Annotated in this window: 17 protein-coding genes; 7 read left to right on the top strand and 10 right to left on the bottom strand. The window is 72.9% G+C overall.

Annotation, left to right across the window (positions count from 1 at the left end):
* Positions 1 to 66: 66 nt before the first annotated feature.
* Positions 67 to 534 (bottom strand): anthrone oxygenase family protein, encoded by a 468-nt coding sequence (locus AC4H2H_RS07955; RefSeq protein WP_494370265.1) that lies wholly within the window; start codon positions 532 to 534, stop codon positions 67 to 69.
* Positions 531 to 1,427 carry an NmrA family NAD(P)-binding protein gene (locus tag AC4H2H_RS07950; RefSeq protein WP_494370264.1) on the bottom strand — a complete coding sequence of 299 codons (897 nt, stop codon included), beginning with the start codon at positions 1,425 to 1,427 and terminating at the stop codon, positions 531 to 533. The genes AC4H2H_RS07955 and AC4H2H_RS07950 overlap by 4 nt, the downstream gene beginning before the upstream one ends.
* Before the next feature lie 67 nt (positions 1,428 to 1,494).
* On the opposite strand from AC4H2H_RS07950, the gene AC4H2H_RS07945 reads away from it, so the two are divergent.
* Positions 1,495 to 2,532 (top strand): AraC family transcriptional regulator, encoded by a 1,038-nt coding sequence (locus tag AC4H2H_RS07945; RefSeq protein WP_494370263.1) that lies wholly within the window; start codon positions 1,495 to 1,497, stop codon positions 2,530 to 2,532.
* Positions 2,533 to 2,562: 30 nt separating this feature from the next.
* Here the strand turns inward: AC4H2H_RS07945 and AC4H2H_RS07940 are convergent, their stop codons facing one another.
* Positions 2,563 to 3,066 carry a metallophosphoesterase family protein gene (locus AC4H2H_RS07940; protein WP_494370262.1) on the bottom strand — a complete coding sequence of 168 codons (504 nt, stop codon included), beginning with the start codon at positions 3,064 to 3,066 and terminating at the stop codon, positions 2,563 to 2,565.
* 62 nt (positions 3,067 to 3,128) lie between these two features.
* On the opposite strand from AC4H2H_RS07940, the gene AC4H2H_RS07935 reads away from it, so the two are divergent.
* From AC4H2H_RS07935 to AC4H2H_RS07925, 3 genes are read left to right on the top strand one after another with little or no spacing between them, the layout of a single operon-like run.
* Positions 3,129 to 3,533 carry a PNPOx family protein gene (locus AC4H2H_RS07935; RefSeq protein ID WP_494370261.1) on the top strand — a complete coding sequence of 135 codons (405 nt, stop codon included), beginning with the start codon at positions 3,129 to 3,131 and terminating at the stop codon, positions 3,531 to 3,533.
* Between the two features lie 8 nt (positions 3,534 to 3,541).
* Positions 3,542 to 4,135: an HhH-GPD-type base excision DNA repair protein gene (locus tag AC4H2H_RS07930; protein ID WP_494370260.1), complete on the top strand. Its 594-nt coding sequence runs from the start codon at positions 3,542 to 3,544 to the stop codon at positions 4,133 to 4,135.
* A 35-nt stretch (positions 4,136 to 4,170) separates the two neighbouring features.
* On the top strand, positions 4,171 to 5,337 hold the full coding sequence (locus tag AC4H2H_RS07925) for an AI-2E family transporter (protein ID WP_494370259.1): 1,167 nt from the start codon (positions 4,171 to 4,173) through the stop codon (positions 5,335 to 5,337).
* 14 nt (positions 5,338 to 5,351) lie between these two features.
* Here AC4H2H_RS07925 and AC4H2H_RS07920 read toward each other — a convergent pair whose 3' ends face one another.
* Together AC4H2H_RS07920 and AC4H2H_RS07915 are read right to left on the bottom strand one after the other, a co-directional pair.
* Positions 5,352 to 5,705, bottom strand: a complete 354-nt coding sequence (locus tag AC4H2H_RS07920) for a HepT-like ribonuclease domain-containing protein (protein ID WP_494370258.1) — start codon at positions 5,703 to 5,705, stop codon at positions 5,352 to 5,354.
* The gene (locus AC4H2H_RS07915) at positions 5,702 to 6,160 is read right to left on the bottom strand and encodes a helix-turn-helix domain-containing protein (protein ID WP_494370257.1); all 459 of its coding nucleotides are present in this window, start codon (positions 6,158 to 6,160) and stop codon (positions 5,702 to 5,704) included. Before AC4H2H_RS07915 ends, AC4H2H_RS07920 begins: the two co-directional genes overlap by 4 nt.
* 145 nt (positions 6,161 to 6,305) lie before the next feature.
* Here AC4H2H_RS07915 and AC4H2H_RS07910 point away from each other — a divergent pair, with 145 nt between their 5' ends.
* Positions 6,306 to 6,671, top strand: a complete 366-nt coding sequence (locus tag AC4H2H_RS07910; protein WP_494370256.1) for a VOC family protein — start codon at positions 6,306 to 6,308, stop codon at positions 6,669 to 6,671.
* 47 nt (positions 6,672 to 6,718) lie between these two features.
* On the opposite strand, the gene AC4H2H_RS07905 is transcribed toward AC4H2H_RS07910, so the two are convergent.
* The 3 genes from AC4H2H_RS07905 to AC4H2H_RS07895 form a co-directional block, all read right to left on the bottom strand.
* A complete protein-coding gene (locus tag AC4H2H_RS07905) occupies positions 6,719 to 7,111 on the bottom strand; it encodes a hypothetical protein (RefSeq protein WP_494370255.1) in 393 nt (130 codons plus the stop codon).
* Between the two features lie 89 nt (positions 7,112 to 7,200).
* Positions 7,201 to 8,103, bottom strand: coding sequence for a coenzyme F420-0:L-glutamate ligase (gene cofE, locus AC4H2H_RS07900; RefSeq protein ID WP_494370254.1), 903 nt, complete (start codon positions 8,101 to 8,103; stop codon positions 7,201 to 7,203).
* A complete protein-coding gene (locus AC4H2H_RS07895; protein ID WP_494370253.1) occupies positions 8,100 to 9,104 on the bottom strand; it encodes a TIGR03557 family F420-dependent LLM class oxidoreductase in 1,005 nt (334 codons plus the stop codon). The genes cofE and AC4H2H_RS07895 overlap by 4 nt, the downstream gene beginning before the upstream one ends.
* A gap of 106 nt (positions 9,105 to 9,210) precedes the next feature.
* Here AC4H2H_RS07895 and valS point away from each other — a divergent pair, with 106 nt between their 5' ends.
* Positions 9,211 to 12,018 carry a valine--tRNA ligase gene (gene valS, locus AC4H2H_RS07890; protein ID WP_494370252.1) on the top strand — a complete coding sequence of 936 codons (2,808 nt, stop codon included), beginning with the start codon at positions 9,211 to 9,213 and terminating at the stop codon, positions 12,016 to 12,018.
* 305 nt (positions 12,019 to 12,323) lie between these two features.
* Here the strand turns inward: valS and AC4H2H_RS07885 are convergent, their stop codons facing one another.
* A complete protein-coding gene (locus AC4H2H_RS07885; protein ID WP_494370251.1) occupies positions 12,324 to 13,523 on the bottom strand; it encodes a baeRF2 domain-containing protein in 1,200 nt (399 codons plus the stop codon).
* A 143-nt stretch (positions 13,524 to 13,666) separates the two neighbouring features.
* The gene (locus AC4H2H_RS07880; protein WP_494370250.1) at positions 13,667 to 14,044 is read right to left on the bottom strand and encodes a chorismate mutase; all 378 of its coding nucleotides are present in this window, start codon (positions 14,042 to 14,044) and stop codon (positions 13,667 to 13,669) included.
* 116 nt (positions 14,045 to 14,160) lie between these two features.
* On the opposite strand from AC4H2H_RS07880, the gene AC4H2H_RS07875 reads away from it, so the two are divergent.
* Positions 14,161 to 15,978, top strand: coding sequence for an AMP-dependent synthetase/ligase (locus AC4H2H_RS07875; protein WP_494370249.1), 1,818 nt, complete (start codon positions 14,161 to 14,163; stop codon positions 15,976 to 15,978).
* The last annotated feature ends 113 nt before the right edge of the window (positions 15,979 to 16,091 follow it).

The raw sequence follows: 16,091 nt of genomic DNA, 5'->3' as shown, positions 1-16,091 counted from the left end.
ACGGCGTCCATGGCAGGACGTGGTGACGCCCGGGTGACCTGTCGACCTGACAGTGCTCTGGCGCCGTCAGACCAGGGCGAGCGCCAGGAGCGCGGTGGCGACCGCACCGGCAGCGGTCCGCACGTGGTTCCACGCGAGCCAGCGCGGCACGAACGTCTGCCACTCGGACGCCGGGTCGGCGGCCCGGTCGAGCCGCTCGTTGAGCGGGACGTTGCCGACGCCCGTGACGCCGAGGACGCCGACGAGCGAGACGACGGCGCCCGCGAGCGCCCACCCCGCCCCGTCCTCGCCGCCCACGAGCCCGACGACGGTCGCCGCCGCGGGAACGAGCACCGACGCGAGGAGCAGGAGCATGAGCGGGGGGCGCAGCGCGTCGCGGTTGATCGCGATCATCGCGGCGGCGCCGTCGGCAGCGGGCAAGCGCCGCAGGCCTGCCATGACGAAGGCCGAGAAGGCGTACAGCACCCCGCCGGCGAGCCCGGTCGCGACCGCCCCGGCGACGACGAGCACCGTGAACGCGTCGAGCCCGCTCACGCGGTCGCCCCTGCCTCGTCCGCGGCGCGCCAGGCCGCGGCCTCGCGCGCCGCGTACGCTCCGAAGCTGCGGGGCTCGCGGCCGAGCGCACGCTGCACGCCGTCCGTCACGGGCGTCCCGCGGCCGTCGAGCACCTCGGTGAACAGGTAGCGCATGAGGCCGACGACGTCCTCGGGCAGACCGGCGGCGAGCAGACCCCCGGTGAACTCGTCCATCGTGATCGGGACGAACCGCACGTCCCGGCCGCTCGCGGCGGTGATCTCGGAGACCGCCTCCGCAAAGGTCAGCGCGCGCGGGCCGGTGAGCTCGTAGACCTGGCCGGCGTGGGAGTCGTCGGTGAGCGCGGTGACCACGACATCGGCGACGTCCTCGAGGTCGACGAACGGCTCCGCGACGTCGCTGACGGGGAGCGCGAGCACGCCGTTGAGCACGGGCTCGTACAGGAAGCTCTCGCTGAAGTTCTGGGCGAAGAACGCGCACCGGACGACCGTGCGGGCGGGGAACGCCTCGGCGACCAGCGCCTCGGCCCGCTGCGCCTCCTCCTCGCCGCGACCCGAGAGCAGGACGAGCCGCCGCACGCCCGCCTCCCGCGCGACCGCCGCGAACCGCATGACGGTCTCGGGCGACCCGGGGATAGCGAGGTCGGGGACGTACACGACGTACACCGCCTCGGCGCCCTCGACCGCCGGCGCCCACGTCGCGTCGTCCTCCCAGTCGAAGCGGACGTCGCCCGAGCGCGACGCGCGGCGGACGGGTACCCCGAGCGCGTCGAGGCGGTCCGCGACCCGCCGGCCCGTCTTGCCGGTCGCGCCGAGGACGAGGACCGTCCCCGGCACCGGGTCGGACGTGGTCTTTGCGTCGTGACCCGTGGTGGTGGTTGCCGTCGTCGTCATGGTGAGCTCCTGTCGAGGTCGGTCGGTGGTGATGCTCAGAGTCAACCGGGGTCGCACGAGACGTTCCATGGCTCAGACGCTCGTCTGCATGCGTGATCGTCTCGCCGTCGCGAACGCGCGGGTCTACCCTGGCGGGATGGACGTCGTCGCCGGACTGCTCGACGGACCTCGCGCGCGCGGGGCCTTCCTCCTGCGGAGCCATCTCCGTGCGCCCTGGGGCATGCGGATCGAGGACGAGGCGCCGCTGACGATCGTGCCCGTCCTGCGCGGGTCGGGCTGGGTCGGGCCGGCCTCGGGCCCCGACCGTGCGGACGGGCCCGGCCGCACCGACGGGGGCACGCGCGTCGAGGCGGGGGACGTCGTCCTGCTCCGCGGCCCGGACCACTACGTCGTCGCCGACTCCCCGACCACCGCGCCGCAGGTGGTCATCGGCCCGGAGTCGGACATGTGCCGCGCCGTCGACGGCGGCCCCTCGCCCATGACGGTGCTCGGCGTCCGCTCGTGGGGCAACGACCCCGACGGCGAGACCGTGATCATCACGGGGACGTACCCGCTCGACGGCGAGGTCGGGCGTCGTGTCCTGCGGGTCCTGCCCCGACGCGTCGTCCTGCGGCGCGACGAGGTCGACTCCACGCTCGTCGAGATGCTCGCGCGCGAGGTCGTGCAGGACCTGCCCGGGCAGGAGGCCGTGCTCGACCGTCTGCTCGACCTGCTCCTCATCTCGTGCCTGCGCACCTGGCTGTCCCGCGACGACGCGCCCGGCTGGTACCGGGCCGACGCCGACGCCGTCGTGGGCGCGGCGCTGCGGCTCATCCACCACGACCCGGCGCGGGCGTGGACCGTCGACTCGCTCGCGCGCGAGGTTGGGCTCTCGCGCGCCGCGTTCTCGCGCCGGTTCACGACGCTCGTCGGCGAGCCGCCCATGAGCTATCTCACGGGCTGGCGCCTCGACCTCGCAGCCGACCTGCTGCTCGAGCCCGACGCGACGCTCACGTCGGTCGCACGCGCTGTCGGGTACGCGTCGCCGTTCGCGCTCAGCGCCGCGTTCAAGCGCGTGCGCGGCGTGAGCCCGGCCGCGCACCGTCAGCGCGTGGGCGCGGCCTGACGCCCGCCGGACGCCCGGTGCCTCCGCCCGTCAGCGCTCGACCGGGACGAGCACGACGTCGCGCAGCGCGCCGTCGTCGACCGTCGCCGTGAGGAACGTGCCGACCGGCTGACGCCGCCGGTCGCTCGGCGACCCGGGGTTGAGCAGGCGCATCCCGCTCGGCGCGGTGGTGTCCCACGGGATGTGGCTGTGCCCGAAGACGAGGAGGTCGGTGTCGGGGAACGCGACGTCGGCGCGGCGTTCGCGCCCGTCCTTGCCGCCCGTCTCATGCACGACGGCGATGCGCAGCCCGTCGATCGTCGTCCGGGCCACCTCGGGGAGCCGGTCGTGGAGCTCGGGACCGTCGTTGTTGCCCGCGACGCCGACGAGCCGCTGCGCCCGTGACTCGAACGCGTCCAGCAGATCGACGCTCACCCAGTCGCCCGCGTGGACGACCACGTCCGCCGCGTCGACCGCGCGCCACACCTGTTCCGGGAGTCCGCGCGCCCGCACTGGCACGTGCGTGTCGCTGAGGAGGAGCAGTCGCGTCGGCACGGGCCCACGATAGGCCGCGGGGACCCGGTCGCGAAGGAGCACCCACCGCGCGACGATGGGGCATGCCGATGCCGCACTGGGTCACCCAGAGCAACAAGCGCTTCCTCAACCCGGTCATGCTGCGCGTCGCGACGGGCACCGGGCCGATGGCCGTCGTCCGCCACGTCGGGCGGCGCAGCGGACGCGAGTACCGCACTCCCGTCTTCGCGTTCGCGTACCGCGACGGACCCGACGTGCGGGTGGTGCTGGCGCTCACGTACGGGCCCGACGTCGACTGGTTGCGCAACGTCGAGGCCGCCGGCTCGTTCGTGCTCGAGCGGCGCGACGAGGAGTTCGTCGTCGACGACCTGCGCCGCGTCACCGGGGAGGACGGCCTGCGCCTGCTGCCCGGCTGGACGAGCGCCGTGCTGCGCCGCACGGGCGTGGACGAGTTCCGCACCGGACGGCTGCGCCGCGCCCTGCCATGATGGACGGCATGGCAGACCAGCTGTGGATCACCGGTGACCCCGAGAGCGACGCCCTGCTGAGCGACGACGCGTTCGCGCTCCTCGTCGGGATGCTTCTCGACCAGCAGTACCCGATGGAGCACGCGTTCGCCGGGCCGCGCAAGATCCGCGACCGGCTCGGCTCGATCGACCCGCGCGCCGTCGCCGACGCCGACCCGGACGCGTTCGTGACGCTCGCGACGACGCCGCCCGCGATCCACCGGTACGGGCGGTCGATGGCCGGGCGCATCCAGGACCTGGCGCAGGTCGTCGTCGACGAGTACGACGGCGACACGAGCGGCATCTGGACGGTGCCGGGCGCCGCCGGAGCCCCGACCGGCTCCGAGGTCCTCGCCCGGCTGCGGGCGCTCCCCGGCTTCGGGGAGCAGAAGGCGAAGATCTTCCTCGCCCTCCTCGGCAAGCAGCGCGGCGTGCAGCCCGCCGGGTGGCGCGACGCCGCGGGCCACTACGGCGACGACGGCTCCCGCCGATCCATCGCCGACGTCACGAACCCCGAGTCCCTCGCCGAGGTGCGCGCCTTCAAGAAGGAGCAGAAGGCCGCCGCGAAGGCAGCCAAGGGCTGACCCGAGCAGGCCCCGGGGTTCGCTAGGGTCGGCGCGTGACCACGACGACGCCCCGCGCCTCGGCGCTGCCGCCCGCCACACGCACGCTCCTCGCCCTGGCTGCGAGCGTGGTCGTGCTCGCGGGGGTGCACACGGCCCGCGAGGTGCTCGCGCCGATCCTCCTCGCCGCGGTGATCATCATCATCTGCCACCCGGTGCGCTTCCCGCTCGAGCGTCGCGGCTGGCCGCGCTGGGCCGCGACGACGGCCGTCGTCGTCCTCGCCTACCTCATCCTCGCGGCGCTCGTGGCGATGCTGGTCTTCGCGGGGTTCCGGTTCGCGGACCTGGTCCGGGAGTACCTCCCGGCGCTCGTGCGCTCGGTCGAGGACGTCGTCGAGCAGCTCGCGGCGGCGGGCATCGACACGGACATCGCGGAGGCTGCGACGTCATGGCTCGAGCCCGGCCGCGTGCTGAGCCTCGCCGGCGACGTCTCCGGGATCGTCCTCGGCATCGCGACGGCGTTCTTCTTCGTCCTCGCGTACGCGATCTTCATGGCCGCGGACGCCGCGCGGTACTCGACGGCCGGCGCGGTCTTCGGGTCGGGGCGCGCCGCCACGATCGACCGGGCGTCGCGGTTCTCGGGCGGCGTGCGGCGCTACTACGTGGTCAACGCGTCCTTCGGCGCGGTCGTCGCGATCGTGGACGGCGCGGCGCTCGCCCTGCTCGGGGTGCCGGCCCCGGTGGTGTGGGCGATCCTCGCCTTCGTCACCAACTTCATCCCGAACATCGGCTTCGTCCTCGGACTCGTGCCGCCGGTGATCATGGCGTTCGTCGTCGGCGGGTGGCAGCTCGCCCTCGCCGTCGTCGCGGTCTACTGCGTCGTGAACGTCGTGCTGCAGGTGCTCGTCCAGCCGAAGTTCGTCGCCGACGCGGTGAACCTCAGCCTCACCCTGAGCTTCGTCTCCGTCGTGTTCTGGACGTTCGTCATCGGCCCGCTCGGCGCGATCCTCGCGATCCCGCTCACGCTCCTCGTGCGCGCGCTCGTCCTGGAGCCCGACCCCGGCTCGGGCTGGCTGCGCTGGCTCTCGGGCGACGAGGTCGGGTCGAGCGCGACGGAAGCCGGCGACGCGCCGTCAGCCGCTGCAGAGCCAGATGACGCGCCGTCGGACGTGACGACGCCCGTGGCACCGGAGGTCGGGACGGCAACTCGCGCAACGGACTGACACAGCCGGAGCTCCTACAGTCCGAGGCGCCTCGCGAGGTCGGGGATCCGCCTCTCGAGGGCAGCGAAGACGAGCCGGTCGTCGACCTTGTCGTAGTGGTGCGCGATGAGGCTGCGCATGCGGGCGATCGCGACCCACTCGACGTCGTCGTGCGCGTCCTTGAAGGACTGCGGCAGCTTCTCGACCACCGTCGCCACCTGGACGAGGACGTGCCGTCCGCTGTTGCGCAGCACGCGTCCCTGAGGGGTGTCCTCAAGGTAGGCGTCGAGGCCGAGACCGACCGTGTACGACGCGTCAGCGGCGAACTCCGCGAGATCGCCGAGGCGGCGTCGGAGCCGGTCGGCGTCCCTGTTCTCGTCGATCGTCACAGCGGAACCGCCTCGGACGCAGCTCGCCGGGACACCTCTGAGTCGGAGCGGGCATCCACGATGTCGACGTGCACCGTGAGCAGCTCCTCGAGCTCTACCTCGAGCGTCAGCAGATCGACGATGTCGTGCTGGTCCCCGAACTCGACGAGCAGGTCGACGTCGGACGTCAGGTCGTCCTCATCGCGAGCCACCGAACCGAAGACGCGCGGCTCGGCCAGCCCGGCCCGAGCGAACAGGGCTCGGACCTCGTTCCTGCGGGCGGCGAGCGCCGTCGAGGGCCTCAGGGCCAGCGCGTGGTCCAGGGCGGCACGCGCCGCGTCGGACGGCTGGCGCCTACCCGTCTCGATCGCGGCGACAAGAGGCTGCTTCACCTGCGCACGTCCGGCGAGCTCGCGCTGGGAGAGCCCGAGGATCCTGCGACGAGCCCGGAGGACGTCCCCGTACGATCTGGTCACGGCCCGATGATAACTCGAGCCGTTATCGCCCTGCCGGCAGTCCGCCGATCATCATGCCCCGGCCCAGCACTGGTGATCCTGACCTTGCCGCCTTAGCGTGAGAGCGGCGGGCGGACCGCCCGCCCAGGACGTCCTGGAGGAAGCCATGGCGCACGGAGACATCACGCACACCGACATCCCGGTGAGCGACAGCGGCCGGGCCACGCAGTTCTACGGCCAGCTGTTCGGGTGGCAGATCGCCGAGGTGCCCGGGTTCGAGGGCTACCCGATGTGGCGAGCGCCGAACCAGGTCAGCGGCGGCGGCCTCGCGCCCCGGTCGGAGGGATTCACGAGCCCGCGCAGCTACGTCGAGGTCGACTCGATCGACGAGACGCTCGCCAAGGTCCGCGAGCTCGGGGGGACGGTCGTCATGGAGCGTTCCGAGATCAGCCCGACCTCCTGGTGGGCGATCTTCGAGGACGACGACGGCAACCAGATCGGTCTGTACGAGGGCACGACGGACGCCGGCTGACGGCCTGGCGTGAACCGAGGGCGTGGGTTCCGACCGACCTCACGCCCTCAGTCCCGGCGCCCGGGCCAGACCCGCCCGTCGGGGTCGTCCGGTCGTCGCGGACGCAGCGTCGCGGGCGGCGGCCACGACAGCGAGAACCGCTCGACCGGGACGTCGATCGCGCCGAAGTCGTCGGTCTGCACGACGACGCCGTCCGGCGTGACCTCGACGAGCCGGACGCGCAGCGGCTCGCCGCCGTCCTGCTCGAGCATCCAGACGTCGGCGAACCAGGCGAGCGAGGCGGCGTCGAGCGCCTCCTCGGCCGCGAGCCAGTCGACAGGCTCCGTGAGCTCGCGCCCGAGCAGGTTCACCGCGACCCAGCCGTCGCCCGCCGGGCGGATCCACCCGACGTGCTCGCGGTCGTCCGGGCGGCGGTGCGGGATCCAGTCGGCGGGCAGCATCCCGGCAGGCTAGCCGTCAACGGGGAGCCGGGCCAGAAGAATGCCGGGAAGGTCCCGTCCGGCCCACGTCGTTCCCCGCGCCCGCCGGTTCAGCCGCGCACGGGCTCGTTGCCCGAGCCCTCGCGGTACCCCTCGGCGAACCCCGCCCGGTAGCCGTCGGCGTACGCGGCGTCGGGCGCCGGCTCGACGTGGGCCTGCCCCGCCCGCCCGTCCACGAGGCCGCGCGCGTACGCCTCGGCGCTGCCCTCGCGGAACAGGTCGTCCGCGGAAGGCCGGACGAGCGTGCGCGCCCCCGGGCCGTCGTCGGTCACCACGTACCGGTCGAGCCCGCGGACGACCGCCACCGGCCGACCGGCCGTCTTGCCGCGGACGAGCTCGCTCGCGGCGGCGACCTCGTCCGCGACAGCGGTGACCGTCACCGAGATCGGGCGCCCGTGCGCGTCCACACCCCCGCGCAGGTCCTCGGCGACGACGATCCCCGCCGCCCCGATCGCGACGTCGACGAGACCGTCGCGCCACGCGCGCCCCATGGTGTCGGTCACGACGACCCCCAGTCGGTCGACCCCGAACCGGTCGCGCAGCGCCGCGCGCAGCGACCGGGCCGACGCGTCAGGGTCGACGGGCAGCAGCAGGACGGTGCCGTCGGGCGTGTTCGACGCGTCGACCCCGGCCGCCGCCATGACGAGGCCCAGACGGTTCTCCACGATGCGCAGCGGGGGCAGCCCGGGCCGCTCGCGCGTCGCGACGACGCGCACCGTCTCGTCGGTGATCGCCTGCTCGCGGTCGTCGGCCGCGACGACGCGGCCCTCTGCCTTGGACACGATCTTGCTCGTGACGACGACGACGTCCCCGTCCGCGAGCGCGTCTCCCGCGGCGAGCGCGTCAGCCGCGAGCAGGTCTCCGACCAGCACGGCCAGGTCGTCGCCCGGGCCGACCTCGCCGAGGCCCGACGGCGCCCAGACGCTCAGGCGCGCGGCGTCGTCGTCGCTCATCGAGAGAGCTTCGGCAGGACGTCGCGCCCGAAGGTCTCGATCCACTCGCGCTGGTTGCGGCCCACGTTGTGGAGGTAGATGCGGTCGAAACCGAGGTCGACGAACTTCTGGATGTACGCACGGTGCTCGTCCGGGTCGGCCGAGATGACCATGCGGCCCTCGAAGTCCTCGGGCCGCACGAGCTTGGCCATCTGCTCGAAGTCGTGCGGGGAGCGGATGTCCGCCTTGGGGAACTTCATGCCGCCGTTGGGCCACTCGGTCATCGCGTTCGCGAGCGCTTCCTCGTCCGTCGCCGCCCACGAGAGGTGGAGCTGGAGCACCTTGGGCATCGCCTCGGGGTCGCGGCCGGACTCCCGGACGCCGTCGTCGAACTTGCCGAACAGCATGGAGATCTTCTCCAGCGGCGCGCCGACCGTGATGAGACCGTCGGCGTGCTTGCCCGCCCGCTTGGCCGTCACGGGCCCGGCGGTCGCGACGAGGATCTCCGGCGGCACCTCGGGCATGGTCCACAGCCGCGTGGACTCCATCTTGTAGAACTGCCCCGCGTGCTTGACGTCCTTGCCGGCGAGCGAGGCGGTGAAGAGCTTCTTGATGACGTCGATGGCCTCGAACATGCGGTTGATCCGCTCCGGCGCCTCGGGCCAGTAGCCCGCGACGACGTGCTCGTTGAGCGCCTCGCCCGAACCCAGACCGAGCCAGTGCCGGCCCGGGTACATCGCCGCGAGCGTCGCGGACGCCTGCGCGACCATCGCGGGGTGCCAGCGGAACGTCGGGGCCGTGACGCCCGGCCCGAGGTCGCCGCGCGTGCGCTCGCCGAGCGCGGTGAGCACGTTCCACACGAACGAGGACTGCCCCTGCGCGGGGACCCACGGCTGGAAGTGGTCGGCCGCCATGGTGCCCGAGAAGCCGTGCTCCTCGGCGAAGGCCGAGAGCTCGACGGCCTCGGTCGGGTGGAACTGCTCCAGCATGGCGGCGTAGCCGACGGTGAGGTCTGAGGACATGGCCACGAGCCTATGCTCCGCCTGCGCGATCGTCGCAGACATCGGTGGCGGTCTCGCGGCGAGACGCCGTCCGTCCACGCCCCGGGATCTGGGAGAATGGGCGACCATGAGCGACTTCCCGACGAACGCGCCGACGGGCGCGACCGAAGCCACCGCAGCAACGACCACCGCCCCCGGGTACGTAGCCGGCGACGTCGTCCGCGCGGTGGTCGCGGGAGTACCGGACCGTGTGAGCCTCGACGGCCTGGAGGACACGCACGGCGCCCGCTGGACCGAGCGGGGCACGTACGCGTTCGACCGCTCGAAGACCCGCGAGCAGGTCTTCTCGATCGACACCCCGCCGCCGACGGTCTCGGGCTCCCTGCACGTGGGTCACGTGTTCTCCTACACGCACACGGACGTCGTCGCGCGGTACCGGCGCATGTGTGGCCTCGAGGTGTTCTACCCCATGGGCTGGGACGACAACGGCCTGCCCACCGAGCGCCGCGTGCAGAACTACTACGGCGTGCGCTGCGACCCGACGCTTCCCTACGTCGAGGGCTTCGAGCCCCCGCACGAGGGCGGCGAGGGCAAGTCGGTCAAGGCCGCGGACCAGGTGCCCGTGAGCCGCCGCAACTTCATCGAGCTGTGCGAGCGCCTGACCGCCGAGGACGAGAAGCAGTTCGAGGCGCTGTGGCGTCGGCTCGGGCTGTCGGTCGACTGGGCGCAGCACTACCAGACCATCGACGCGCGGTCGCGGACCGCTGCGCAGCGCGCGTTCCTGCGCAACCTCGGCCGCGGCGAGGCCTACCAGGCCGAGGCGCCGGGCCTGTGGGACGTGACGTTCCAGACGGCGGTCGCGCAGGCCGAGCTCGAGGCCCGCGACTACCCCGGGCACTTCCACAAGGTCGCGTTCCACCGCGTCGCGCCCGGCACGCCCGACGACGGGACGCCCCTCTACATCGAGACGACGCGCCCCGAGCTGCTCGCCGCGTGCGTCGCGCTCGTCGCGCACCCGGACGACGAGCGCTACCGGCACCTGTTCGGGTCGACGGTGCGTTCGCCCCTCTTCGACGTCGAGCTGCCCGTGCTCGCGCACCCCGCCGCCGAGCGCGACAAGGGCGCGGGCATCGCGATGTGCTGCACGTTCGGCGACCTCACCGACGTGCAGTGGTGGCGCGAGCTGCAGCTCCCGACGCGCTCGATCATCACGCGCGACGGTCGCATCGTGCGCGAGACGCCGGAGTGGATCACGTCGCACGCGGGTCAGGGCGTCTTCGCCGAGCTCGCGGGCAAGACGACGTTCTCCGCGCGCCAGGTCGTCGTCGATGCGCTGCGCGACACGGGCGACCTCGACGGCGAGCCCGTGGCCACGCAGCGCAAGGCGAACTTCTTCGAGAAGGGCGACAAGCCGCTCGAGATCGTCACGTCGCGCCAGTGGTACATCCGCAACGGCGGCCGCGACTGGGTCGCCGAGGACGGCACGCGCCGCGACCTGCGCGCCGAGCTGCTCGGCCGCGGCAAGGAGCTCGACTTCCACCCCGACTTCATGCGCGTGCGCTACGACAACTGGGTGGGCGGGCTCAACGGCGACTGGCTCGTCTCGCGCCAGCGCTTCTTCGGCGTCGCGATCCCGCTGTGGTACCCGGTGCTGGAGTCGGGCGAGGTCGACCACGACCACCCGCTCGTGCCCTCCGAGGCGGCGCTGCCGGTCGACCCGTCGTCCGACGTGCCGGACGGGTTCACCGAGGACCAGCGCGGCGTGCCGGGCGGCTTCGTCGGCGAGAACGACATCATGGACACCTGGGCGACATCCTCGCTCACGCCCCAGATCGCGGGCGGCTGGGAGGTCGACCCCGACCTCTTCGAGCGCGTGTTCCCCATGGACCTGCGCCCGCAGGGCCAGGACATCATCCGCACGTGGCTCTTCTCGACGGTCGTGCGCTCGCACCTCGAGTTCGGCACCCTGCCCTGGAAGAACGCCGCGATCTCGGGCTGGATCCTCGACCCCGACCGCAAGAAGATGTCGAAGTCCAAGGGCAACGTCGTCACGCCCATGGGCCTGCTGGAGGAGCACGGCTCGGACGCGGTGCGCTACTGGGCCGCGTCGGCCCGCCTCGGCACCGACGCCGCGTTCGAGGTCGGCCAGATGAAGATCGGGCGTCGCCTCGCCATCAAGATCCTCAACGCGTCGAAGTTCGCGCTCACATTCGGCACGGACCCCGAGACGGGTACCGGCGAGATCGTCCTGGACCCCGCGGCCGTCACCGAGACGCTCGACCGCGCGATGCTCGCGGGCCTCGCGACCGTCGTCGAGAAGGCGACCGAGGCGTTCGAGGCGTACGACCACACGCGCGCCCTCGAGACCACGGAGACCTTCTTCTGGACGTTCTGCGACGACTATCTCGAGCTCGTCAAGGACCGCGCCTACGGGGCGGGCGCCGCGACGTCCGACGTCTCGCCCGAGACGCGGTCCGCGCGCGTCGCGCTCGCGATCGCGCTCGACACGCTCCTGCGCCTCTTCGCGCCGTTCGTGCCGTTCGCGACCGAGGAGGTCTGGTCGTGGTGGCGCGCGTCGGAGGGCTCGATCCACCGCGCGCCGTGGCCCACGTCCGACGTCGCGCGCTCGGCTGCGCAGGGCGCCGACCCGGCCGTGCTCACCGCGGCGGGCCACGCGCTCGCGGCGCTGCGCAAGGTCAAGTCGGAGGCCAAGGTCTCGATGCGCACGCCCCTCCTCGCCGCACAGGTTGCCGTCCCGGCGGCGTCGCTGACCGGCGTGGAGGCCGCGGTCGTCGACGTCCGCAACGGCGGCCGCGTGACCGGCACGCTCGACCTGGTCGAGGCGACCGCCGGCCAGGGCGACCCGGCCGTCCAGGGCGGCATCGTCGTCGTCTCCTCCGAGCTCGGCGAGCCCGAGGCCCGCAAGAAGGCCTGAGCAAACCGACCGCCGCACCGCACGACGGGCCCCGACCGCGAAGGTCGGGGCCCGTCGTCGTCCACGCACCAGCACACGAGGAACCGCGAGAACGCTCCTTCCCGCGAGATGATCGCTCCCGAGGGGCGGAACGCGACCCGGGCACCGAGGGGAGGCGCGAGGGGGCGGCGGCGGGTCGTGGCGGGTCTGGCGGGAGCCGCGAGGAACGAGCGGCGGATGGTAGACCCGCCGCCGCCCCCTCGCGCCTCCCCGGACCCGACCACGACCACGACCACGACCACGACCACGAAACGCGCCGCAAACCGTCAGATGATCTCGCCGCGCAACCGCGAGTCGTCCCCGGACATCGTCGCCGCGACCTCGCGCGGCGTGCCCTCGTCGGTCCACCGCAGCGTCGCCCCGACGCCCTCGATGAGCTCGACGCTGCCCTCGGGCGCGAAGGTGAGCCCGGCGTCCTGACCGACCGCCGCGCGGACGAGGGCGACGGTCGCGGGCAGCTTCTCGAACCCCTCGGTGACGCCGAGGTCCTCGATCGCCTCCTTGGACGCGGCGATGTGCAGGGGGCTCGGCCCGATCCAGAGCGTGCGGCCGTCGAGCGCGGTGTCCTGGCCGTACTCGTCGGCCAGGACGAGCTCCTTGACCTGCCCGCGCGAGAGGACCGCCACGACGTCCTCGACGGACGTCACCGCGCCGGACTCGCGCCCCTGCTCCTGACGGAACTCGGCGAGGACCTTCTCCCGCCGCCGCTCCCGGAAGCTGTCGAGCGCGTCGGCGACGTTCGCCTCGAACGCCGCCTCGTTGATGCCCGGACCGCGGCCTCCACCCGGAACCTCCACGACCAGCTCCGCCGTCGTGCGCCCGAGCGCGCCGCGCACGAGCGGGACCGCCCGCACGTCGCCGGTCAGCAGCACGAGCTCCGGCCGGTAGTCCGCCGCCTGGCGCTCGATCTCCGCGGCGACGGCCTCCGCGTTCCGATCCCAGGAGTCCTCCGCACGCGACTCGATGCGCTTCTGCGAGAGTCCGCCGGTGCTGACCTTGTTGATGACGTCGTGCCCGCCCTCGACCGACTCCGCGTCGCCGTAGGGCAGGTGGCCGCCGGCGACCGACCACGTGAGGTCGGCGCCCTGGCGGTCGACGACGACCCGGACGTAGTCGACCGACTCGTCGGCGGCGCGTGCTGCCTGGAGCAGGGCCGGGACGGGGCCCCACGAGCCCTTGGTGAGCGCCGGAGGGTCCTTGACGACCCGGTCGACGAGCACCCCCGTGTCGTCCGCGATCAGCACGCGCCCGTGCGCGCCCGCGACCCGCATCGGCCGGAGCACCACCTCCTCGAGGTCGTCGAGCACGGCGTCGGGCGCGCCCTCCTGGCGCAGCTGGCGCCGTACGCCCTTCCAGCGGTTCTCGACCTCGCGGTCCCCGGCCTCGTTGGCCCGCGTGGCGTCTATGTACACCGTCGCGAAGGGACCCCGGTGGCCGAGGAGCGGCTTGAGCCAATCGATCTTCATGCGAACACCTCATGACGTCCGTCGGCAGTGGGGCGGGACGCCTGGCCCACGGGGCTGCGCCCGTGAGGGCCCGCCCTCGGTCTTCTCCAGGGTCCGTCAGATCGACCGGCGCCGCCACCGCGCGTCGGGCCGGCGGGCGGCCGTCAGAAGGAGGTGTCGAGGACCGGTGCACCCTCCCCGGATGCGGCGTGGTCGGCGGCGATGAGCTCGTGGTGGCGGATGACCTCGTGCACGATGAAGGCCCGGAACTGCTCCGCGAACTCCGGGTCCAGCCCTGCGCCCTCGGCGATGCCCGTGAGCCGCTCGATCTGCTGGCGGTCGCGGTCGGGGTCGGCGGCCGGCATCCCGCCCTGCGCCTTGAGCTCGCCCACGCGGCGCGTGAACTTGAACCTCTCCGCGAGCAGGTGCATGAGCGCCGCGTCGATGTTGTCGATGCTCGCGCGCAGCGTGAGAATCTCGGGCGGGAGGTCTCGTGGGGGGTTCGCGCCCGACGGCGTACGTGGCTCGGGGTGGTTCGTCACCCACCGATCCTAGGCGCCCGTTCGACACCGTTCGTGGTCCGAGGAAAGCGATACTCGGGGTACGGGGTAAAGTGGCTCGCCGTCCCTACAGAGCCGTCCACTCAGCGGAGAGTCCCATGACGGAACACGCGTCGCCGAGCCTCGTCGAGGTCTCCCCCACGGCGACCATCAGCACCCTCCTGACCGACCGCGTCGCGCGCTCCCCCCGCGCCACGCTCGTCGAGCGGCGCAGCCCCGCCGGCGACGGCTGGGAGCCCGTGACGGCGCAGGAGTTCGAGGCAGACGTCGTCGCCGTGGCGCGCGGTCTGGTCGCGCGAGGCGTCCGGCCGGGTGACCACGTCGCCATCATGTCGCGCACGCGCTACGAGTGGACGCTGCTCGACTTCGCCGTGTGGGCAGCCGGTGCCGTACCCGTCCCGGTGTACGAGACGTCGTCGGCCGAGCAGGTGCACTGGATCTGCTCCGACGCCGCGGTCCGGCTCGCGATCGTCGAGACGTCCGAGCACGCCGCCGAGGTCGCTCTCGTGCGGCATGAGCTGCCCGGGCTCGAGGACGTCCTCGTCCTGGACGACGGCGCGGTCGACGCCCTGCGCACGGCGGGGCGGGACGTGCCCCCTGAGGAGATCGACCGTCGTCGGGCGGCGCAGCGCGTCGACGACCTCGCGACCGTCATCTACACATCCGGGTCGACGGGCCGGCCGAAGGGCGTCGAGCTCACGCACCGCAACTTCGTCCACCTCGCGCTCAACGGCCGCGCCGGGCTGGCCGAGATCCTCGACGCACCCGGCGCGCGCACGCTGCTGTTCCTCCCCCTCGCGCACGTCTTCGCCCGGTTCATCCAAGTGGTCGTGGTGGCGTCGGACGCCGTCCTCGCGCACAGCTGGGACACGAAGAACCTCGTCACGGACCTCGGGACGTTCCACCCGACGTTCCTCCTCGCCGTGCCGCGCGTGTTCGAGAAGGTCTACAACTCCGCCGAGCAGAAGGCCGGGACCGGCGCGAAGAGCGTGGTGTTCCACTGGGCGGCCAAGGTCGCCATCGCCTGGTCGCGCGCGCTCGACACCACGAGCGGTCCGTCGGCCGCGCTGCGCGCGCGGCACGCCGTCGCGGACCGCCTCGTCTACTCGACGCTGCGGGCCGCGATGGGCGGGCAGCTCACGTACTCCATCTCGGGCGGTGCGCCCCTCGGCGAGCGGCTCGGTCACTTCTACCGCGGCGTCGGGCTGCGCATCCTCGAGGGCTACGGCCTCACCGAGACGACGGCGCCCACCGCCGTGAACCTGCCGGGCCTGACGAAGATCGGCACCGTCGGGCCCGCGTTCCCCGGCACGGCGCTGCGCATCGACGACGACGGCGAGCTCCTCGTCAAGGGCGACCACGTGTTCCGCGGCTACCGCAACCGCCCCGATCTCACCGCGGAAGCGTTGCAGGACGGCTGGTTCCGCACCGGCGACCTGGGCGCGTTCGACGCCGAAGGCTACCTGCGCATCACCGGCCGCAAGAAGGAGATCATCGTCACGGCCGGCGGCAAGAACGTCGCCCCGGCCCTGCTCGAGGACCGCCTGCGCGCCCACCCGCTCGTGAGCCAGGTCGTCGTCGTGGGCGACCAGCGCCCCTTCATCGGCGCCCTCGTCACGCTCGACGAAGAGATGCTCCCGGGCTGGCTCTCCACGCACGGCCTGCTGGCCATGGACGTCGAGACCGCGGCGCAGAACGCGGACGTCCTGGCCGCGCTCGACCGAGCCGTCACCCACGCGAACGAGGCCGTCTCCCGCGCCGAGTCGATCCGCAAGATCACTGTCCTCATGATGGACTTCACCGAGCAGAACGGCTACCTCACCCCGTCCCTCAAGGTAAAGCGCGCCCGCGTCATCGAGGACTTCTCCGACACGATCGACACCCTCTACGGCGCCAAGGTCGGCGCCGACGCCTGACCCGCACCGGCCGAGGTAGAGCCGTGGTCTTCCGAGGTAGAGCCATGGTCTGCCGAGGTAGAGCCGTGGTCTGCCGAGGTAGAGCCGTGGTTCCTTGTCTGACGGCGGTGGTC

This window comes from Cellulosimicrobium sp. BMG9.22 (assembly GCF_059159975.1).
Note: the sequence above shows the minus strand (reverse complement) of the source record. Positions and strands in the feature narration are given on the sequence as shown.